Raw genomic sequence first — 20,433 nt, 5'->3', positions numbered from 1 at the left:
CTTCCAGGCAGCTAATTTAACTTTCAAAAGCAGCCAGTCGAGACTTCACCTGACATCAGAACTGTCCGTTATAGGATTCCCAGCAATAGCTGACGGGTAAATACATCTGACAACACCCCTCGCTTTAATGCACGTCCCCAAAAAACCAGAAGTTATAAGTAAGCACAAAACTGTCATAGAAAAGTCATGAATACCGTCTATGCTGTATCAGTGCTTCAGCTGTGTTAAGCATTTGTGACAAACAAAGAAACATAGACAAAGGGGAATCTGAGCATGTATCACAAGCAAACATCCCAAGCAGTACAACAACACAAAATTACTGTAATCGCCTCACGCAAGAACACCCGAAGCCTGCTACTCAACAGCAGAGATACCCACTGTCCAATCAGCCTGACTGATACTGAGTTTGACCGGGTAAAACATGATGCTTATTTACTAAGAAATGAAATCTATCTGGGATAAGCTGAAATCAGCTCCCTCTTTACCCAACTGATGTAACATAAAGAGGAGCTGTGTTTTAAAAACGGCTCTTTCAGGCCGTTAATAAACGTGTCTGATTAATATCTATCTTCTGCACAGCAATAACCAGCTGCGTCCGGTTTTCAATCTCAAGCTTACGAAGAATGTTCGACATATGAGACTTAATTGTGTGCTCTGTGAGTGACATTTGATGTGCTATTTGTTTATTCCTTAAACCACAGCGCACCAAGCTCAGAACATTATTCTCCTGCTCAGAAAGCCGACGCAGAGCATAGCCAATACGCGTTTGCTGTCCGCTCAACTGATCAGGATCTGCGGTTTCGTCATAGCGCCAGATATGGCCTTCCAGGACGTTACGGATTGCATTGCCATATTCTTCCATGCCTGAAGTTTTAGCAATCACACCGTGAAAGCCATTCAAAATAGCCCAGCGGGATATAACGATATCCAGATTATTTGTCATGATCAGAAAACGCACATCAGCATTGCCAGCAGCAATTTTTAACTGACTAAGACTTTCTAACCCTGGTAACAGAGCATCAACGACAACTACTACAGTACCGTTAATTTTGTTTAAACGGCCGGTCATCTGTTCGAGACTGTTTACTTCAAACGTATCAACAATGATTCCAGCCTGCTCCAGAGCAAGACTTAAACCTAAACGAAACAGCGGCGAGCGATCTGCAAGTATGATCTTCATATGGGCACCCATGATGATTGCGCCCGGATACGGTAGCCGAATTAAAGCACTGGCAGTTAGAATAACGCTTAGTAATAAATCCTTTTATTAATACAGTAGCCTGCCAGCCCTCACGCTTTAACTTTTAACCGCGCCCGGACTCTGACTTAACTCAGCTCGCGCGTTAAGCGTTCGCGTTCTTCTTCTGTGTACTGAACGTAACCAACCGGAATCCGATCTTCAATTGCATCACGAATCTGCTGAGCTTCCTCGCCAGAGAAAGCACCACACAATTCGATCAGCTGCACACCCTTGGTAAGCATCTCTTGTGCTACAAAGCAGGCCTGTCCAGCGTCCTGTACGCCAGCCATCGACATATTAAAGTTATCACTCGCCAGATGCCCCTGATGCTTGAACATATCCAAGCCTGCACTTTTAACGATGAAACCATATTTCTGTAAAGCCATTGCGACCCCCTTTGTTATTGTTTTCGACCAGTCATGTCTGAAGCTTTCAACTTAAAGTCAAATCAACAATTGCCAAACTACGACTCAGGATGAAGCTATTAGAAACGTGTTTCAGGCTTTAAGTTAGGGCCAAATTTTTTGAAAATTTAGAACCAGAAATAAATCAAAATAAATTCAACAAAAACAATTAGTTATAATAATTAAAAACTGGCTTTCAGAACAAATCGGTAAATTATTTTCAATCTAAGGTCAAAGCAGGATGGCGCTTGTTTTAAAGCGCTAATACAAAAACGCCACGACAGGTGCATTCCTGTCGTGGCGTTTTCAGGCAAGTTTTTAGCAATATAATTGTTACAGATTTTGTGCCTGCAGCACCGTAATCGCAATTACGTTAACGACATCTTTCGCACTGCAGCCACGGGATAAGTCATTAGCTGGCTTTTTCAGGCCCTGCAAAACAGGTCCGATAGCTTCTGCTTTACCAATACGCTCTGCAATCTTATAGCCAATATTGCCAGCCTCAAGGTTAGGAAACACCAGTACGTTAGCCTGACCGTTTACCTGTGAATCTTTTACTTTACGTTCTGCAATCGCCGGGACAATTGCGGCATCAAACTGTACTTCACCGTCCAGCTTCAGTTCTGGCATTTGCTCACGTACCAGGCGAGTCGCCTCAGCAACTTTATCCACTGCAGGGTGCTTGGCGCTACCATGAGTAGAAAATGACAGCATAGCCACTCGAGGCTCTTCACCCAGCATTGTCTGAGCACTTGCCGCAGCAGACATCGCGATCTGTGAAAGCTGCTGTGCATCCGGATCAATTACCAATCCACAATCAGAGAAAACAATGCCACCCTGAATATCGTGATGCGGCTGCGACATCATCATCAGGAAGAAGCTAGAAACCATAGAGCTGCTTTCAGACATACCAATAATCTGAATCGCACCGCGAACCACATCACCAGTAGTGTAAACAGCGCCGGCAACAGAGCCGTCAGCATCGCCCAGGTGTACCATCATCTGTGCATAGTAAAGAGGATCCTGAATCAATTCAGCAGCCTTCTCTTCTGTCATACCTTTGGCTTTACGTTTTTCAAACAACGCATCAGCATAACGGCCAGCAGCATCAGAAGCCTTCGGGTCTAGAACAGCAATCGATGTAAGATCCAGATTATTCGCGACAGCCAGCGCCTTAACCTCTTCCACATCACCCAGCACAGTTACATCTGCAATGCCCTGCGCTGTTGCACTTACTGCCGCCTCAAGAATACGTGGGTCATTACCTTCTGCCAGTACAATAGAACGGGGATCGGCACTCGCTCGCTGGAAAATTTTCTCTAATGCGGTCATATAAAAACTCCTTCTCGCCGACGTCCGCAACTACGGTATCCGCGCATATTCTTAATGAAAAACTGCTGTGAATAAATCACCTCACGGTAAGCTATCCACAGAAGTCTGCACAGTTTTTAAACTGCAATTAAATCAGACAGCCCAGATAAAAAAACCGAAGGCCAAAGGCCTTCGGTTTGCTGTCGATAAGGACTAAGACTTATACGAAGTCTTTGTACTTGTCCAGGTGACGAGTTGGCTTAGCCAGTGCGTCACGGCGGAACGGATCACCCAGTTCACGAGTACACATAACTTCGATTACTGTAGTGATACGCTCTTCCATCTGCTTACGGATAGCTTCTTTCAGAGCAGGACCTACGTCTTCCAGCTTGTCTACAACAACGCCTTCAGAACCCATTGCTTTAGCGATGCCCGCAAAGCTCTGGTTTTCCAGCTCACCAGCTACGAAACGACGGTTGTAGAATTCAACCTGGTTCTTCTTCTCTGCACCCCACTGACGGTTGTGGAATACAACAGCAGTAACAGGGATATCTTCACGTACACAAGTCATGATTTCCATCATAGACATGCCCCATGCGCCGTCACCAGCGTAAGATACAGCTGGACGCTCAGGAGCAGCAACTTTAGCACCCATGATAGTAGGCAGTGCGTAACCACAGTTACCGAAAGACATTGGTGCGAAGAAAGAACGTGGACGCTCGAAACGCAGGTAGCTGTTAGCTACAGAGTTGATGTTACCGATATCGGTAGACACCATAACGTCTGCTGGCATAGCTTCTTCAAGTGCACGCAGAACCTGACGTGGGTGCATGAAGTTGCCTTCTTCGGCAGCTTGCTCTTCGATCATGTCCAGAGAGTAAGCATCTTTCTCGTGGATCCACTCAGTCAGCTCAGTTTCCCAAGCTTCTTTCTCAGCAGCAACCAGCTTCAGACGCTCTTCTTTGTTATCCAGACACTTAGGAGACTTGCCAGCCAGCAGGTCCATCAGTGCATTAGCAGTTGCTTTTGCATCGCCGTGGATACCGATAGAGATTTTCTTAACCAGACCCAGCATCTTAGCATCGCAATCAACCTGGATGATCTGAGCGTCTTTTGGCCAGTAATCCATGCCGTGCTGTGGCAAAGTACCGAATGGTCCCAGACGAGTACCCAGAGCCAGAATTACGTCAGCCTTAGCGATAACGCGCATTGCAGCTTTAGAACCCTGGTAACCCAGAGAACCAGTACCCAGACGGTGAGAAGCAGGGAAAGAGTCATTGTGCAGGTAGCTGCTTACAACTGGCATTTCCAGTTGTTCAGCAATAGCGATAGCCTGTTCAAAAGCATCACCCATTACTACACCACCACCAGAAACCATCACTGGGAATTCAGCGTTAGCCAGCAATTCAGCAGCAGCTTTCAGAGACTCAGGGCCACCAGCAGAACGCTCGATACGGATCGGCTCAGGGATAACACAGTCGATGTCGCCGTAGAAGTTATCACGTGGGATGTTCAGCTGAGTAGGACCGTTTTCCAGCATAGCGCGGTCGAAACAACGAGCTGTCAGTTCAGCCATACGAGCATTGTTTACAACGCTAACCTGGTACTTAGTGATAGTTTCGAAGAATGGCAGCTGTTCAGCTTCCTGGAAACCACCCAGACCCTGGGAGTTAGTACCAGTTTCAGGAGTAATACATACAACTGGAGAGTGAGCCCAGTACGCCGCAGCGATCGCAGTAACGAAGTTAGTGATACCAGGACCGTTCTGAGCGATACAAACACCGTGACGACCAGATACACGAGCGTAACCGTCAGCCATATGGCCAGCACCTTGCTCATGCACTACAGGGATCAAACGGATACCTGCTGGAGTGAAAATATCCATTGCATCCATAAATGCAGAACCCATGATACCAAAACAGTCAGTAACACCGTTGGCAACAAGGGTTTCTACAAATGCTTCACTAGGAGTCATACGAGCCATAATTAGAATTCCTTATTATATTAAATGACGCTAACCGAAGTTAACGCCGCATCAGTTAACAATTAAGCGCTGAAAGGCGCATATTCACGCCCTAACGCCACTGCGACTTCTTCACTGGTGATCTTACCAGCATGAACGTTGAGGCCATTTGCCAGGTGCTTGTCCCGGCGAATGGCTTCCTGCCAGCCCAGATCCGCCAGTGCCACAATAAATGGCAAAGTGGCGTTATTCAGAGCCAGAGTCGATGTGCGGGCAACAGCGCCTGGCATATTCGCCACACAGTAATGCACTACATCATCAACAATATAAGTAGGGTCCTGATGAGTTGTTGCATGAGACGTTTCAAAACAACCACCCTGGTCAATTGCAACATCCACAACCGCAGAACCACGTTTCATTCGGGACACCATATCGGCCGTAACCAATTTTGGTGCCGCCGCACCCGGAATCAGCACACCGCCAATTACCAGATCAGCCGACAGCACATGCTCTTCAAGAGCTGCCTTGCTGGAATATACAGTTTGTACCGCCGTACCAAACTCAGAAACCATACGACGTAAAACATCGACAGAACGGTCCAGAACCACCACCTGGGCACCCAGACCAATCGCCATACGGGCAGCATTCGTACCGACAACGCCACCACCAATAATAGTCACTTTTGCCGGTTCTACACCCGGCACACCACCCAGTAACACACCACGTCCCTGCTTGGACTTCTCGAGGCAGGCAGCACCGGCCTGGATAGACATCCGTCCGGCCACTTCAGACATAGGCGCAAGTAACGGCAGGCCACCACGGTCAGAGGTCACCGTCTCATATGCAATGCAGGTTGCCCCGCTCGCTTGCAAATCATCGGTTTGCTCAGGATCCGGAGCAAGGTGAAGATAAGTAAAGAGTAACTGATCCGGGCGCAGCATTTTCCGTTCAACGGCCTGCGGCTCCTTCACCTTCACAATCATTTCAGCGCTGGCAAAAATTTCTTCAGGACTATTCGCAATGCTTGCACCGGCTGCACGATAATCATCGTCGCTAAAACCGATACCAGCACCGCCCTGAGTTTCCACCATCACCTGATGCCCGCGGCTGGTTAGCTCCTGCACACTGGCAGGTACCATACCAATACGGTATTCGTGATTTTTTATCTCTTTCGGGACACCTATCAACATCGCACCACTCCTTCCGTTATCTTTTTTTGTTCATACAAGGTAGTAGACTTTGCTAGTTCTGACTGCGCAGAAAGTTTCTGCCAGTACAGCTAAGATGTAATACAGATTAGGATTGAAGGGCAAAACACAGTAGAACCAGATTTAATCTACAAGTTACGCCAGTATAGTGCCAGACAATAATTTAATAAAAAAACGATTAAAATCAATTACTTGAATTTTATCCAGAAAACAAAAAACCGCTCATCAAGAGCGGTTTTTTTTATTTTACTCGACCATCGAATGGATCAGTTCAGCCAGTTTTTTAATTCCTGGCTCTATCTTATCAGTAGAAATTGAGGAGTAAGCCAGGCGGAAATAGTTTTTCGGCACCGGCTCTTGCAAGAAATGTATCGCACCGGACTCTATCAGAATCCCCTCTTCCATCGCCCGTTTCTGAAGCTCTAGCGTGTCCAGCCCTTCAGGCCCTTTTACCCAGTAACATGAACCGCCAAACGTCGGTTGATCATGAGACTCCGGTAAATATTCCGTCAGCGCTTCATCCATTGCCCGCCAGCGAGTCTGATAATTACGCATAATATTCATAATCAGAGAGTCGTGATAACCCCGCTCAAGAAACAAAGCAACAGAACGCTGATTATTCGCCGCAGGGTGACGCACCATTAGTCGTCGCAGCGCACGCGCTTCTTCAATAAGCTCCGCAGGGCCAACCATGTAACCGACCCGCAGTCCCGGCGCCAGCGTTTTTGATAAGCTACCAATGTAAAGAACACGATCATTCTTATCCAGGCTCTTCAACGCGGGAATTGGATTAGACTTAAAATTCGTTTCACTCTCGTAATCATCTTCGATAATGAGGAAATTATCTTCCTCTGCCCGCTTCAAAAGCTCATAACGCCGTTCAATCGGCATTGTCACTGTTGTAGGACACTGGTGACTGGGCGTCGTGTACACCATGTCACAGCCGGTCAGCCGCTCATCCACCTGCATGCCATCCTTATCGACAGGAATTGGTCGTACCTGCGAAGGATTAAGACTGGCAATATTACGAATATCTACATAACCCGGCTCTTCCAGACCAATAACGCTTTCTTCATCCAGTAGCAGCTTGGCCAGCATGTACAGCGACTGTTGCGCACCAACTGTCACCAGAATCTGATCTGCAGACGCCCATACCCCTCTGCGCGGCAGCAATCGGGTACGAATCTGCTCAACCAGTAAAGGATCATCATTATCAAAACGATCTGCCGCCCAGTCACCAATAGCAGGACCACTTACTGCATCACGGCAACACTCACGCCAGTTAACTGTTGGAAATAATGAGGTATCAAACTGACCATAAATAAACGGGTAGCTATAACTCTGCCAGTCGCGGGGTTTAACAATATTACTCTGCTCGCTGGGACGCAGCTTAAAACGCTTTCCCCAGTCGATATGTGTCCCAGGAATGTCGACTTCCTGACGATTAGGAGCATCAAGCTTCACCTGACCATTTAAAATATCAGGATTCACATAATATCCGCTGCGCTCACGCGCCAGTAAATAACCATCATCCAGCAAATGCTCGTAAGCCAGGACGACCGTATTCCGAGCGACATTCAGCTGTTGTGCCAATTTACGACTGGACGGCAACGGTGAATCCACCGGAATATTGCCGTTAAGTATCGCTGTCGCAATCTGCTCCCGTAACTGCTGCTGTAAACTGCCGCCTTTACCTGGAGTCAAATGAAAAAGCTGAAACATTCATGTTGCCTTATATTCGCTAACTTACATGCACTTCTTTGCTATCCGTCAGAAAAGCCTTACTCAGACGAATTAACACCAGAACGCCTAAGCAATACCTTACCTGCCGTCCAGACTGCACGGAGCACTTCTGTAGTTGCTCTCTGGTCTGGTCGCTAAGATATTCTTTATTTTATATTTTTTGTAAAAACAGCGTATATGAGAAGCATAACACGCCTGACTCAGTTCGCTAAGACAGAGGCGGTTTTCTCAAGACAAAATACCAGCGCGGCTTAATCATCAAATACTTAGCAATAAACCACTAAATATTAAATAACTAAACCTGACTGGTATTTTTGGGATATGACCGAGAGACTGAGAACAGCCTCCCGGATAAGCCGAATTAAGCGTTAGGTGCTACTTCAGCCAGTGCGTTATCCAGTGCTTCAACAATTACATCAATATCAGCCTGAGTCGCAATCAGTGCAGGGCTCATACAGATAGTGTTGTTGTATTCACGGAAAGAACGGTTAGTACGGCCCATGATTACGCCATTTGCCATGCAGTGTGCACCGATAGCAGCAGAAACGCTTTCATCAACAGGCTCTTTAGTTTCACGGTCTTTAACCATCTCGAAACCACAGAACAAACCTTTACCACGTACATCACCGATAACGTCGTACTTATCTTTCAGCTCGTTCAAACGACCGATCAGGTATTCGCCCTGAATCTTAACGTTATCCAGCAGATTTTCGTTTTCGATAATCTGCATGTTAACCAGTGCCGCAGCAGGACCTGCAGTACAACCACCGAAAGTGGAAATATCACGGAAGTAATCCATACGTGGATCTTCTGGCTCTTTAAACATGTCGAATACAGCTTCAGTTGTCACTGTGCAGGAAATAGCTGCATAACCGGAAGCTACACCTTTCGCCATAGTTACCATGTCTGGTTTGATACCATAGTGCTGATAACCGAACCATGTACCGGTACGACCCAGACCACATACTACTTCATCAATGTGCAGCAGGATGTCGTACTTTTTACAGATTTCCTGAACGCGATCCCAGTAACCCGCAGGCGGCTCAATAACACCACCACCAGCAGTGATAGGCTCAAGACACAGCGCACCTACAGTTTCAGGACCTTCTTCCAGAATTACTTTTTCAATCTGGTTTGCAGCCCAAACGCCGTAATTTTCCAGATCCGCACCTTCTTGTGGGCGGTATTCGCAGCAGTGAGGTACTTCAACAAAACCAGGCGTGAAAGGACCGTACTGGTTCTTACGCTCAAACTGGCCAGTCGCACTCAGTGCAGTAATAGTTGTACCGTGGTAATCACGCTCACGGAACAGAATCTTATGCTTAACGCCGCCGTATTTCTTCTCAGCAATCTGGCGAACCATCTTGAAGCACTTTTCGTTCGCTTCAGAACCAGAGTTAGAATAGTAAACACGGCTCATGCCTGGCATTTTATCGAGCAGTTTTTCAGCAAACTGAGCAGCTGGAACATTACCTGCAGTCTGAGCGAAGTAGTTCATAGTAACCAACTGGTCACGAACAGCATCAGCAATTTCTGTACGGCCATAGCCAACGTTTACAGTCCATACTGCACCGGAAACAGCATCCAGGTATTCATTACCCTTCGCATCCCAAACGCGCATACCTTCGCCTTTAACGATCATCAACGGATCGCTTTCTTCATAAGGCTTATGCTGTGACAAATGGTGCCATACATTCTTACGGTCTTTGCTTACTACTTCTTTGGCGTCAAACTCATTAGCATTAAAGGTCATGCTCACCTCCTCTGAGGAAACTCAATTATTATTGTTTGTGCTGCAGTACCGGATCAGCAACCGGGCTATAAACTTAATTCTGGCCCGCTAAGCAATCTGTAAAACTACCGCTTACAACATGTCAAAGCACTCAAAACGACATCGCCCAGTGCCTCTCTATACGACATAAATTACTGTCCCAGCGGCAAAACCAGTTAGAACCAGATGCTGGAGCAATATGATGCCAGCAGTAATTATCAGCCTTTAACCTGCGGCTAACTGCCATAAACAGCGGGAAACAGGCCCGTTTAAGCGGGTCGTAAATAAGCAAAATTCAAATTACTTTGCAGAGCTTTCTTGAATCAGCATACAAAAAAACAACGGTATCGGCTGTCAAATTTTGTAACACATAGGCGTCAATTACGACCTAAGCCCAAACATCTGCACACTTAAAGCAACATAAAACCTGCCTAACCAGGCTCATTATGTTTTCCAACGATTACGCCTGTTCCAATACTGAATCATTCGTCTGTAATCATGTATCAATGCAAAAACAGCTCTTATCCACTCCCATCAGCAAGCACTGAAAGCGCAATGCCTAGCTAACAATATACCTACTGAAAAGTTATTCGCTTCGCCTTTTAGCATGCGCATACCTGCCAGTTAAATCCAGTATTTCCACCAGAATCATAATCACTAACTTACTGTTAATTCAGCACATCCTAAAACACGACCAACCCAACAACCCGAAACATTATTCAACTTATTGTTTTAGTGGATATTTTTCATTAATCAATCCATCAGAAAAAGTTTGACAAAGCGCCAATAACGGAGAAAATGCCAGCTTGAATCGCAGGCTTAATAACTGCCGTTCAATACCTCGTTTATGTGCCACACTTCAGGTATTTGCAGAATAATTATGGCGACACCTTCTTCAGACTTTCCAGCTTCCAATTCCACACCCGCAAACGCAGAATCCCCGTGGAATACCGAAAACAGTGCCGACCTTTACGGTGTACGTAACTGGGGTGCCGGCTACTTCGACATTGCAGATAATGGCGAAGCAATTGTTACCGTCACTAACGGTAGACGTCCAGAAGTATCGCTGCTTGATATCGTTGAAGGTATGAAAGAACGTGGCCTGGAAATGCCCGCGGTACTGCGCATTGAGAATGTTCTGGATCAGCGCATTAAAGAACTTAATGAAGCCTTTGCCCGTGCCATTAAAGATACCGGCTATAACAATGAATACCGCGGTGTCTTCCCGATTAAGGTCAATCAGCAATGTCATGTTATTGAAGAAATTGCTGATTTTGGCAGCCATTACCATCACGGGCTGGAAGCAGGCAGTAAAGCTGAACTCATCATTGCACTGTCGCAACTCAAAGATCACCGTAGCCTGATCATCTGCAACGGCTATAAGGATGCTGAATTCATTGAACTGGGACTTTATGCCCGGCAAATGGGCATTCCCTGCTTCTTCGTATTAGAAACACCAACCGAACTGCCAATTATTCTGGAACGCAGTAAAGCGCTGAATATTGACCCGTTAATTGGCGTACGCATTAAGTCTTCTGTAGTAGTTGAAGGTCACTGGAACGAAGACAGTGGCGACCGTTCGATCTTCGGCCTATCTACCGGCGGCCTGTTAGATGTAATTGATGAACTGAAGTCCGCAGACATGCTGCACTGTCTGCAACTACTGCATTGCCACCTTGGTTCGCAGATTCCGAATATACGCAATATTCGCAGTGGTGTGCTGGAAGCTTGCCGTTTCTATACTGGGTTGATTGCTGAAGGTGCGCCTATGGGCTATCTGGATCTGGGCGGCGGACTGGCGGTGGATTATGAAGGCGCCCGTACTAACAGCACCCACAGCATGAATTATCAGTTGGATGAATACTGCGTCAATATCGTTGAAACCATTCGTGAAAGTCTGGACCCACTGGATATCAGCCACCCAGTCATTGTTTCCGAATCCGGTCGCGCCACTGTCGCTTACTCATCAATGTTGCTGTTCAATATTCTGGATGTACGTAACCACGAACCATCGCCGTTACCGGCACAATTGCCGGAAGATTCCCACGAATTACTGCATAACCTCTTTGCAGTCTTACAGGCGGTAGACGTACAGAAATTTCAGGAGTGCTATAACGACGCACTCTACTATCGGGATGAAATTCGCGAATTGTTCCGCCGTGGTCAAACCGACCTGCGTGCCCGGGCAATGGCTGAAAACATAACCCTGGCCGTATTAGAAAAAATCGCCAAATTACTCAGTCAGGTCGACCGCGTACCGCCAGAACTGGAAAAACTGCCTGAGTTGCTGTCAGACATTTACTATGGCAACTTCAGCCTGTTTCAGTCTCTGCCAGACATCTGGGCCATCGATCAGGTATTTCCGATCATGCCAATTCACCGGCTTGACGAAAAGCCCAGCCGCGAAGCTATTTTAGCGGATATAACTTGCGACTGTGACGGCAAGATTGACCACTTCACCACCCCTAACGGCATCCGAAACACCTTGCCATTACACCCGCTGCGGGATGGTGAAGAATATTACCTGAGCATCTTTCTGGTCGGTGCATATCAGGAAACTCTGGGAGATTTGCATAACCTGTTTGGCGATACTAACGTTGTCAGCGTGAAGGTAAACAGCGATGGCAGTTTCGACTTTGCCCGCGAATTCCAGGGCGACAGCATTGCCGACGTACTTAGCTATGTCGAATACGACCCAAAGCACATGCAGGAACAATTTCGCCGTACCGCCGAGCAGGCCGTGCGGGACAAACGCATCAATGTTGCCCAGCGGCAACAAATGCTTAAAGCGTTCCGGGAAAGCCTGCAGGGCTACACCTACTTCGAACGCGAACAACATTAAACAGCCAGAACCAACTGGTTGAATATTCATATGACAGCGCCGGACAGATCCCGGCGCAGAACGTCCAACAGGACTTACAGTAAAGGATCATAAATATGTCAAAAGTCATGATCATTGGTGCCGGCGGTGTCGGCGGTGTTGTTGCTCAGAAATGCGCACAGGTCGCTGAAATTTTCGACGACATCATTCTGGCCAGCCGTACCGAATCCAAGTGCGTAACCATTGCTGCACAGGTAAAAGAAAAGACTGGCCAGACAATCCGTACTGCCCAGGTAGATGCTGATAACGTGCCTGAACTGGCTGCACTGCTTAAAGCTGAAAAACCGGAACTGGTGATTAACGTTGCTTTGCCATATCAGGATCTGACCATCATGGATGCCTGCCTGGAAGCTGGTGTTCACTACATGGATACCGCTAACTACGAGCCACTGGATACTGCTAAATTCGAATATAAATGGCAGTGGGCATATCAGGAACGTTTTGAAAAAGCCGGCCTGACTGCACTGCTGGGCAGCGGTTTTGATCCGGGCGCGACGAACGTATTTACAGCCTATGTTGCCAAGCACTATTTCGATGAAATCCATGAACTGGACATCATCGACGTCAACGGCGGTGACCACGGTTACCCATTTGCGACCAACTTCAATCCGGAAATCAATATCCGTGAAATAACATCTGACTGCCGTCACTGGGAAGATGGCGAGTTCATTACGACGCCACCGATGTCTAAAAAAGCCAGCTTCACCTGTCCGGAAGAAGTCGGTACTTACAACATCTATCGCCTTTACCACGAAGAACTCGAGTCGTTGACCAAGCACTACCCAACGTTGAAGCGTGCACAGTTTTGGATGAGCTTTGGTGACAGCTACCTGAAGCACCTTGAGGTACTGGGTAATGTTGGCCTGACAGGTATTGAACCTGTTGAATTCAACGGCCAGCAAATCGTACCCATTCAGTTCCTGGCAAAATTACTACCAGACCCTTCTACTCTGGGCCCACGGACTAAAGGCCGCACCTGTATCGGCGTGGTTGTTCGCGGTATTAAAGACGGTAAAGAAAAAATCGTATACTGCTACAACACCTGTGATCACGAGAGCTGCTATAAGGAAGTTAACTCCCAGGCAATCTCTTACACCACAGGCGTACCGGCGATGATCGGCGCGAAGCAAATGCTTGAAGGTAACTGGATCAAACCAGGCGTATGGAACATCGAACAGTTCGATCCGGACGGATTCATGGACGATATGAACAAATACGGCCTGCCATGGAAAGTGGTCGAGATGGATAACTTCAACCTGGATCAGTAAGTCATAAGCATCGGCTAAACTATAAAACCGCCACGGCTCAGCCATGGCGGTTTTTTCACAGCTGATCTTGATTTAACCTCTCACAAACAGCCGGTATCTTTATGCAATTCACTGACTTCAGCAAACTGGACCTCAGCCGCCTGCCCTCCCCCAGCTTTGTTGTGGATCAGGTCGCCATAGAACGTAACCTGAAAATACTGCGACAAGTAGCTGATGCCAGCGGTGCAAAAGTACTCGCAGCCCTGAAAGCCTTTTCCATGTGGGAACTCGGCCCGCTAACAGCTCAATACCTGGACGGCACCTGCTCCAGTGGCTTACACGAAGCCCAGTTAGGTCATGAGGAATACCAGGCAGAAGGTCGGCCCAACGAAGTGCATGTATATAGCGCAGCCTATAGTGAAGCAGACGTCAAAGAACTACTGGGTTTTGTCGATCACATGGTGTTTAACAGCACCGGACAGTGGCAACGTTTTCAGCCACTAATACAGGCAGCACTGGCTAAACGCCCGGACATTCACTTTGGTCTGCGTATTAATCCTCAGCATTCTGAAGGCAGCGTACCGCTCTATGATCCATGTGCCCCCGGCTCCCGTTTAGGCATTGTGGCTGATGAGCTTGAAGCAGCCATAAAAGCTGATGCCAGCCTGCTCGATAATATCAGTGGGCTGCATTTCCACACGCTGTGTGAACAGGGTTTTGAACCTTTGGCCCGAACACTGGATGCAGTAGAAGCCCACTTTGGCGACCTGCTACATAGCATGCAATGGATCAACTTTGGCGGTGGCCATCACATTACCGCACCGGAATATCAGATAGACGCTCTGGTTGCCCGTATCAAAGCCTTCTCAGCCAAATACAATGTTCAGGTATATCTGGAACCCGGTGAAGCGGTTGCAATCGGTACTGGCGTTCTTTGCTGTGAAGTACTGGATATCATTCATAACCAGATGGATCAGGCACTGCTGGACACCTCCGCAACCTGTCACATGCCAGACACACTGGAAATGCCTTACCGTCCGGATATCATGCACGCTGGCGAAAATGGTGAAAAAGCCCATACCTATCGCCTTGGCGGCCTGACCTGCCTGGCTGGCGACATCATCAATGATTACAGCTTCGATTCACCACTCGAGATCGGTCAGCGACTGCTGTTTGAAGATATGTCACACTACACTATGGTCAAAACCAGCACCTTCAACGGCACTAAGCTACCAGCACTGGTACTGTGGAACTCAGACACTGACGAACTAAAAACAGTTAAAACATTTAGCTATCAGGACTTTAAACAGCGGCTCTCCTAATGGAAGTTGACTAAGCGACTTTCACTAATAAGATTGGCCTGATACACATATAAGAGACATCTGACATGAGCTACAACCCGGACGATTACCCGATATTCCTTGGTTCAGAAATCGAGCAACCTGACCCTCAACAGGCCGCATTTCATGTAATACCGGTTCCTTACGAAAAAACCGTTTCCTACGGCGGCGGCACCAATGAAGGGCCTTCAGCAATATTGAAAGCATCCTGGCAGTTGGAAGAATGGGATGGTAAAAGCAAACCCTGCAGCGAAGGTATCTACACCAGCGAGCCCGTCGACTGTACTGTAGCGCCGGAAAAGGTAATAGAGAATATTGCCGCCGCCACTAAACAGGCTGTCGAAAACGGTTCCATGCCGGTGGTATTTGGTGGCGAACATACAGTTACTTACGGCGTTGTAAAAGGCCTGCGGGAAGCTGGCTTTACGGACTTCGGTATTGTTCAGATCGACGCCCATGCAGACCTACGCGAAGCCTACGAAGGCGACCCTCTGAGCCATGCATCAGTAATGAAACGTGCCGTGGATATGGGCATCCCTCTGTATCAGCTGGGTATCCGTGCTTACTGCGAAGAAGAAATGCGGATCCGTGAACAGCACGGTGTCTATTTTCAGGACGGCGACGAATTAGTCCCACAAAATATTCAGAGCATCGAATTGCCTGAAGACTTTCCTGAACAGGTATTCTTCACCCTGGATATCGACGGCATGGACCCATCCGTATTTCCATCCACCGGCACACCTGTACCCGGCGGTTTGGGCTGGTATCAAACCCTGAACCTGTTCGAGTCAGTTGCTAAACAGCGCAAAATTATTGGCTTCGATATCATGGAGTTCGCACCAATCGAAGGCTTCCACGCCTACGATTTCGCCGCATCACTGCTGACATACAAAATGATGGGCATCGTGCAGCGTAACCGCTAAATACGTTTGCTCAAAATGTGTTCCAAAAACCCAAAAAAGCCGCTTACAACAGCGGCTTTTTTATACATGTGAAACAGACTTACCCCTGCCCTTTCCTCAATTCATCCGGTGTTATACCCATCAGCTGACAGCGCCGGTAATTTCCTGAGGCTCTGCAATGCTGATTTTCTTATTATTCAGCACTTCGATTACCTTAGTCCCGGCAATTAAATCGTGTACACAACGCTTGTCTTTCCGGAAAATAAACAGGTTATCAATCAATGATAAGTACTGCCCAATAAAAGGAATGTAACTCACCAAAGCAACAGGAAAATAGCGCCGGATGATTAAAGAAAAAAACTCAGGCTTATGGCCGTCAGTGGTAACAATCGCAATATCCATAATGTTTTTGCCGACTGTCTGGCCTTTTTTCTTTAACAAATACCCGTGAATTAAAAAGAACATTGCCCAACTAAAAAGCGCTACCTTGATCGAAAGCTCAACAGGAACAACTTGCTGCTCGGCAATCACCCCCCAAAAATCAAGATAAAACATAAACGGCAAAGTCACAGCCATAATAATAATTCCGTCTATAAAAGCAGCACATAACCGCGTCCAGCGAGACGCTAAAGCAGGCGTGCCATCGTCCTCAGCGAAATGTGCAGCATAAGCGAGCTTTGCCTGCTCTAACTCATCAGCACAATCGCTGTGTTCTTCACACAAAGCAACATGTCCACTGCCCCAGTTAATCCTGATCTTTAATCCGCAAACTTCGCAGTTCATCCCTTTCTCCGCAAATATTGAAGCTAAAGATTTACATACCTCAGCCTCGTTTTTATCTTGCCGACATTAAACACTTTTTCTTCCAAAAAGGCAGTATCACACTGATATTAATAACAATATCCTTACTCCTGCCCTTTCCTGAACTCATCCGGCGTCATGCCCATCAGCTTGCGGAACATCACGATAAACGCCGATGCGCTGCTATAGCCAAGATCAAACGCAATTGTCTCTACCGTTTGCCCGGCAGCCAGTAACGGCAACGCTGCCATGGTACGTAAACGCTGACGCCACTCGGTAAACGTCATACCCAGTTCCTGCTTGCAACGGCGAATGAGAGTTCGTTCAGTAGTATTCGCCCATTTCGCCAACTCAGCCAGCGAACGGTTATCCCCCGGGCAAGCCTCTAGCTGATTTAAAACCTTACTCAGTAAAGGATCGTTCGTATCAGGCAGATAACTACCGGCGCACTCGGCCCGCGCAAGCTGGTCGCGTAGCACCAGCAATAAGCGCTCATCTTCCGCGGATAAAGGCAGCCCCTGAAAGTTGTCCCGCAAGTATTCAAGAACAGAACGCACCATAGGTGAAACCGCCAGCGCACAAGGCACCTTAGGCATACCCTGTAAAAAAGGCTCACTCAGATACACCGAACAATACAGGGTGGCATCACGGTTCTGTCCCCTATGGGCAGTATGTGGTGGCAACCAAACCCCATAAGGTGGCGGTGCCATATAGTGGCCATCAGCAAGCTTTACCTCCATCACACCACAAAATGAATACACAAACTCGCCCCAGGTGTGGCTGTGCTCCGGATAACTCGAATCCGCCAGCATATCCTCTGCCCGATAAAACAGCGGCGCCGGTAACTCATCCGGAAAAGGTGTGGCGTATATATGCGTGCTGCCGATTTCTGCCATGGACTTGCTCCTTATAAACAAAATCTGCTGACTGACATTTATGCAGGATAACTTGTCACTAATTCACTATATCAATAATAAATTCCAGGCAGATAATCAACAACCATGTTATTGCCAGTTTGGAAAATATTATGAATACCCGTCTGCCCGTTGATGGCCGTGCCATTGGTCTGATGATGCTCCTGTGTATGACCTGGGGTATGCAGCAGGTCTCTATTAAAATGGCCTCTGATGACATCGCAGCTGTACTGCAAATTTGCCTGCGCTCAGGTATTGCAGCAGTGTTACTCGGCCTGTTTATGCTCTGGCGTAAAGAGCAAATGAATATTGCAGACACCTGGAAGCCAGGACTACTTGCCGGATTCCTGTTCTCATCTGAATTCTTTCTGGTGGGAGAAGGCCTGCGTTATACAACCGCTTCACACATTGCCGTGTTTCTTTACAGCGCCCCTATATTCGCGGCACTGGGCCTGCATATAAAGCTGCCTGCAGAAAGGCTGAGTCTATTGCAGTGGGCAGGTATCCTGCTGGCCTTTTCAGGTATTGCGGTTACCTTTCTCGGCCGGGACGCAGGTTCTGACTTAGCCGCCAGCGATATGATTATCGGCGATCTGTATGGTCTGCTGGCAGGTTTCTGCTGGGGCATGACGACAGTCCTGATTCGCTGCTCGTCACTGTCATCGACGCCGGCCAGCCAGACATTGATGTACCAGTTATTGGTCTGTTTTGTCCTGTTGCTCGCCGCCACACTTATATCCGGCAGAACAGACGTTCAGTGGACGCAAATTGCCATCGGCAGCCTGGTATTCCAGGGCATCATTATTTGCTTCATAAGTTTTCTGGTCTGGTTTTGGCTGCTTAAAGAATATGTAGCTTCACAACTGGGTGTGTTCTCCTTTATGACCCCCATGTTTGGCATTGTATTCGGCGTGCTGATTCTCGACGAATCACTAGAGCAAAGCTTTATATCCGGTGCGGTACTGGTCATGAGCGGCATTATTCTGGTGAGCAGCCAAAGTTTGTTTAAAAAACTCATTGCAAACCGGTGTAGTCAGGAAATTTCGTCAACTAAATAAACATCTGCAGCACGCCACTTACCCAACACCATGACAGCTAAAGTCATTAGCTTCCAACGTGTTAAGCACTGAATCACCACTTCTGCCTGTTTACGGTGGTGATTCAGTCAGGCTGAAAAATCTTCATATTGCCAGTCAGCAGCACTATCCCAACTAAGCTTATTGCATATCAAGCAGCTCAACCGGCAGTTATCAGGCCAGTTCAGTGATCATAATATGCGAATACTAAAGCGAGAATCGCAGACAATTAGGGAGGATGCCATGGTCATAGCTAAACCTATTTATGAACCCTTACCTATTGCTTATCTACTGATAGCCATAGGCATAATTTTTTGGATTGATAATTCACTGGCGCTGGTATCCGGCGCACTGTTTTACTGCGCAGGTGCAATGATCTGGGTACGCCGTTCTGTGTTCCGTCGGGATCAGCGTATCAAAGCAAAGAAAGGCCACAGCCACATAAAAACCCGGGCAATGAACGCCTTGTTCAATTTACCCGAGAATGTTTATGAATTGCTGCCATTCGCTTACATTGCCACCGGCTTTATGATTTTTTATATCCAGCCCGACCGGCTGGGATTAGTACTTGCCGCGCTATGTTGTTTCGCTGGCAGTTTGATACTGGCATTGCGTTCAACCAACCGACACCGACGTTGAGTCGCTTAGATAAAAGTAAAAACTAACACAAGTCCTGTTCCCTGCATGCACGTAGACATATAACGGTCCGACACGCGAGGAGCAGGCACCTTTAAACTCTCTCCACTCAAATCAGCCGGAAAACAACTTCACAGGCTTTATAACCCCACAGTTTTTCTAACTCCCGTCATAGCATCGCATTAAGCAACACTGTCCAGAAAGGTGACCCGGTAATGAGCAGTGAATGCTTTAAGTCCCGCCGCCGAAAATATGATCGCTCTGGAATCCGGTAAGCGGCTGGCCCAACCTCTATTCAATACATCATCTAATAGCCACTGACCCAACGAACCCGCCAGGTGATTACGACGCTCACTCCAGTCCAGACAGGATTTACATACAGGCCTGCGCTTCAGGAAAGTAGAGAAATCCACACCAGCGGACTCAAACCAGTTCTTACCCGCTGGCGTTAATATGGTTTCTTCACCCCGGTCCAGAATAAAGCCCTGTTGTACCAGTGCATCATATAGAGCCACACCATATTCGCCGGCAAGATGGTCATAACATATTCGTGCCTGACGTAGCGCTGGGTCACCCGGGCCTGTGCTTACCCTTGGTGTCGTAGTAGCTGCCAGGTTCAACAAGTTCTCAATCACTTCAGCCACTTGTGCATCCCGAAGCTGAAAGTACTTATGCCGGCCCTGCTTACGTACCACAATTAACTCGGCCGCTAACAATTTTGCCAAATGGCTACTGGCTGTTTGCGGCATGATATCCGCTTCAATTGCTAGCTCAGTAGCCGTCAGTGCACGCCCACCCATCAGCGCTGTCAGTATCTTACTGCGGGCGCTTTCACCTATCAGCGCTGCTATCTGTGATATATCCGGCTGCACAGCTATTCCCCCTCTGTCTTTATGCTCCGAAGTGTAACCCAGAAAATGCCAGCATAGTTCGACCGCTATCGAAGCGGGCATTTTTTAACATCCTAAAATGACTGCCAAATCAATAGGATCATTC

The 20,433-nt window shown here is 47.5% G+C and carries 17 protein-coding genes; 7 read left to right on the top strand and 10 right to left on the bottom strand.

Annotation, left to right across the window (positions count from 1 at the left end):
- The first annotated feature begins 273 nt into the window (after nucleotides 1-273).
- Nucleotides 274-462: a hypothetical protein gene (locus tag OCU49_RS08255; RefSeq protein WP_261844503.1), complete on the top strand. Its 189-nt coding sequence runs from the start codon at nucleotides 274-276 to the stop codon at nucleotides 460-462.
- Nucleotides 463-532: 70 nt separating this feature from the next.
- Here OCU49_RS08255 and OCU49_RS08250 read toward each other — a convergent pair whose 3' ends face one another.
- The 7 genes from OCU49_RS08250 to OCU49_RS08220 all read right to left on the bottom strand — a co-directional run bounded on the left by OCU49_RS08250 (nucleotide 533) and on the right by OCU49_RS08220 (nucleotide 9,622).
- Complete coding sequence (locus OCU49_RS08250) at nucleotides 533-1,180, bottom strand: LuxR family transcriptional regulator (protein ID WP_261844502.1); 648 nt, start codon at nucleotides 1,178-1,180, stop codon at nucleotides 533-535.
- Between the two features lie 146 nt (nucleotides 1,181-1,326).
- Nucleotides 1,327-1,626 carry a DUF6506 family protein gene (locus tag OCU49_RS08245; protein ID WP_261844501.1) on the bottom strand — a complete coding sequence of 100 codons (300 nt, stop codon included), beginning with the start codon at nucleotides 1,624-1,626 and terminating at the stop codon, nucleotides 1,327-1,329.
- A 351-nt stretch (nucleotides 1,627-1,977) separates the two neighbouring features.
- On the bottom strand, nucleotides 1,978-2,976 hold the full coding sequence (gene pta / locus OCU49_RS08240) for a phosphate acetyltransferase (protein WP_261844500.1): 999 nt from the start codon (nucleotides 2,974-2,976) through the stop codon (nucleotides 1,978-1,980).
- Between the two features lie 199 nt (nucleotides 2,977-3,175).
- Nucleotides 3,176-4,939 carry a sulfoacetaldehyde acetyltransferase gene (gene xsc / locus OCU49_RS08235; protein ID WP_261844499.1) on the bottom strand — a complete coding sequence of 588 codons (1,764 nt, stop codon included), beginning with the start codon at nucleotides 4,937-4,939 and terminating at the stop codon, nucleotides 3,176-3,178.
- A 62-nt stretch (nucleotides 4,940-5,001) separates the two neighbouring features.
- The gene (gene ald / locus OCU49_RS08230) at nucleotides 5,002-6,108 is read right to left on the bottom strand and encodes an alanine dehydrogenase (protein WP_261844498.1); all 1,107 of its coding nucleotides are present in this window, start codon (nucleotides 6,106-6,108) and stop codon (nucleotides 5,002-5,004) included.
- Between the two features lie 264 nt (nucleotides 6,109-6,372).
- The gene (gene pdxR / locus OCU49_RS08225; RefSeq protein WP_261844497.1) at nucleotides 6,373-7,848 is read right to left on the bottom strand and encodes a MocR-like pyridoxine biosynthesis transcription factor PdxR; all 1,476 of its coding nucleotides are present in this window, start codon (nucleotides 7,846-7,848) and stop codon (nucleotides 6,373-6,375) included.
- Between the two features lie 382 nt (nucleotides 7,849-8,230).
- The gene (locus tag OCU49_RS08220) at nucleotides 8,231-9,622 is read right to left on the bottom strand and encodes an aminotransferase family protein (protein ID WP_261844496.1); all 1,392 of its coding nucleotides are present in this window, start codon (nucleotides 9,620-9,622) and stop codon (nucleotides 8,231-8,233) included.
- A gap of 898 nt (nucleotides 9,623-10,520) precedes the next feature.
- On the opposite strand from OCU49_RS08220, the gene speA reads away from it, so the two are divergent.
- From speA to speB, 4 genes are all read left to right on the top strand, one after another.
- Nucleotides 10,521-12,482, top strand: coding sequence for a biosynthetic arginine decarboxylase (speA, locus tag OCU49_RS08215; RefSeq protein ID WP_261844495.1), 1,962 nt, complete (start codon nucleotides 10,521-10,523; stop codon nucleotides 12,480-12,482).
- A 95-nt stretch (nucleotides 12,483-12,577) separates the two neighbouring features.
- A complete protein-coding gene (locus tag OCU49_RS08210; protein WP_261844494.1) occupies nucleotides 12,578-13,789 on the top strand; it encodes a saccharopine dehydrogenase family protein in 1,212 nt (403 codons plus the stop codon).
- A gap of 101 nt (nucleotides 13,790-13,890) precedes the next feature.
- Nucleotides 13,891-15,090 (top strand): carboxynorspermidine decarboxylase, encoded by a 1,200-nt coding sequence (gene nspC, locus OCU49_RS08205; protein WP_261844493.1) that lies wholly within the window; start codon nucleotides 13,891-13,893, stop codon nucleotides 15,088-15,090.
- 65 nt (nucleotides 15,091-15,155) lie between these two features.
- Nucleotides 15,156-16,031 carry an agmatinase gene (gene speB / locus OCU49_RS08200; protein ID WP_261844492.1) on the top strand — a complete coding sequence of 292 codons (876 nt, stop codon included), beginning with the start codon at nucleotides 15,156-15,158 and terminating at the stop codon, nucleotides 16,029-16,031.
- Between the two features lie 120 nt (nucleotides 16,032-16,151).
- On the opposite strand, the gene OCU49_RS08195 is transcribed toward speB, so the two are convergent.
- Nucleotides 16,152-16,793 carry an RDD family protein gene (locus OCU49_RS08195; RefSeq protein WP_261844491.1) on the bottom strand — a complete coding sequence of 214 codons (642 nt, stop codon included), beginning with the start codon at nucleotides 16,791-16,793 and terminating at the stop codon, nucleotides 16,152-16,154.
- A 122-nt stretch (nucleotides 16,794-16,915) separates the two neighbouring features.
- Complete coding sequence (locus OCU49_RS08190; protein WP_261844490.1) at nucleotides 16,916-17,707, bottom strand: AraC family transcriptional regulator; 792 nt, start codon at nucleotides 17,705-17,707, stop codon at nucleotides 16,916-16,918.
- 131 nt (nucleotides 17,708-17,838) lie between these two features.
- Here OCU49_RS08190 and OCU49_RS08185 point away from each other — a divergent pair, with 131 nt between their 5' ends.
- Both OCU49_RS08185 and OCU49_RS08180 read left to right on the top strand, forming a co-directional pair.
- On the top strand, nucleotides 17,839-18,783 hold the full coding sequence (locus OCU49_RS08185; protein ID WP_261844489.1) for a DMT family transporter: 945 nt from the start codon (nucleotides 17,839-17,841) through the stop codon (nucleotides 18,781-18,783).
- Nucleotides 18,784-19,044: 261 nt separating this feature from the next.
- Nucleotides 19,045-19,440 carry a hypothetical protein gene (locus OCU49_RS08180; RefSeq protein ID WP_261844488.1) on the top strand — a complete coding sequence of 132 codons (396 nt, stop codon included), beginning with the start codon at nucleotides 19,045-19,047 and terminating at the stop codon, nucleotides 19,438-19,440.
- Between the two features lie 179 nt (nucleotides 19,441-19,619).
- Here OCU49_RS08180 and OCU49_RS08175 read toward each other — a convergent pair whose 3' ends face one another.
- The gene (locus OCU49_RS08175) at nucleotides 19,620-20,390 is read right to left on the bottom strand and encodes an ArsR/SmtB family transcription factor (RefSeq protein WP_261844487.1); all 771 of its coding nucleotides are present in this window, start codon (nucleotides 20,388-20,390) and stop codon (nucleotides 19,620-19,622) included.
- Between the last annotated feature and the right edge of the window lie 43 nt (nucleotides 20,391-20,433).

This window comes from Aliamphritea ceti (assembly GCF_024347215.1).
Lineage (GTDB): Bacteria > Pseudomonadota > Gammaproteobacteria > Pseudomonadales > Balneatricaceae > Amphritea > Amphritea ceti.
Note: the sequence above shows the minus strand (reverse complement) of the source record. Positions and strands in the feature narration are given on the sequence as shown.

Excerpts from the sequence above, each read along its gene's own strand:
- OCU49_RS08255 (WP_261844503.1), top strand. The coding sequence starts at position 274 with ATGTATCACAAGCAAACATCCCAAGCAGTACAACAACACAAAATTACT.
- OCU49_RS08250 (WP_261844502.1), bottom strand. The coding sequence starts at position 1,180 with ATGAAGATCATACTTGCAGATCGCTCGCCGCTGTTTCGTTTAGGTTTA.
- OCU49_RS08245 (WP_261844501.1), bottom strand. The coding sequence starts at position 1,626 with ATGGCTTTACAGAAATATGGTTTCATCGTTAAAAGTGCAGGCTTGGAT.
- pta (WP_261844500.1), bottom strand. The coding sequence starts at position 2,976 with ATGACCGCATTAGAGAAAATTTTCCAGCGAGCGAGTGCCGATCCCCGT.
- xsc (WP_261844499.1), bottom strand. The coding sequence starts at position 4,939 with ATGGCTCGTATGACTCCTAGTGAAGCATTTGTAGAAACCCTTGTTGCC.
- ald (WP_261844498.1), bottom strand. The coding sequence starts at position 6,108 with ATGTTGATAGGTGTCCCGAAAGAGATAAAAAATCACGAATACCGTATT.
- pdxR (WP_261844497.1), bottom strand. The coding sequence starts at position 7,848 with ATGTTTCAGCTTTTTCATTTGACTCCAGGTAAAGGCGGCAGTTTACAG.
- OCU49_RS08220 (WP_261844496.1), bottom strand. The coding sequence starts at position 9,622 with ATGACCTTTAATGCTAATGAGTTTGACGCCAAAGAAGTAGTAAGCAAA.
- speA (WP_261844495.1), top strand. The coding sequence starts at position 10,521 with ATGGCGACACCTTCTTCAGACTTTCCAGCTTCCAATTCCACACCCGCA.
- OCU49_RS08210 (WP_261844494.1), top strand. The coding sequence starts at position 12,578 with ATGTCAAAAGTCATGATCATTGGTGCCGGCGGTGTCGGCGGTGTTGTT.
- nspC (WP_261844493.1), top strand. The coding sequence starts at position 13,891 with ATGCAATTCACTGACTTCAGCAAACTGGACCTCAGCCGCCTGCCCTCC.
- speB (WP_261844492.1), top strand. The coding sequence starts at position 15,156 with ATGAGCTACAACCCGGACGATTACCCGATATTCCTTGGTTCAGAAATC.
- OCU49_RS08195 (WP_261844491.1), bottom strand. The coding sequence starts at position 16,793 with ATGAACTGCGAAGTTTGCGGATTAAAGATCAGGATTAACTGGGGCAGT.
- OCU49_RS08190 (WP_261844490.1), bottom strand. The coding sequence starts at position 17,707 with ATGGCAGAAATCGGCAGCACGCATATATACGCCACACCTTTTCCGGAT.
- OCU49_RS08185 (WP_261844489.1), top strand. The coding sequence starts at position 17,839 with ATGAATACCCGTCTGCCCGTTGATGGCCGTGCCATTGGTCTGATGATG.
- OCU49_RS08180 (WP_261844488.1), top strand. The coding sequence starts at position 19,045 with ATGGTCATAGCTAAACCTATTTATGAACCCTTACCTATTGCTTATCTA.
- OCU49_RS08175 (WP_261844487.1), bottom strand. The coding sequence starts at position 20,390 with ATGCCCGCTTCGATAGCGGTCGAACTATGCTGGCATTTTCTGGGTTAC.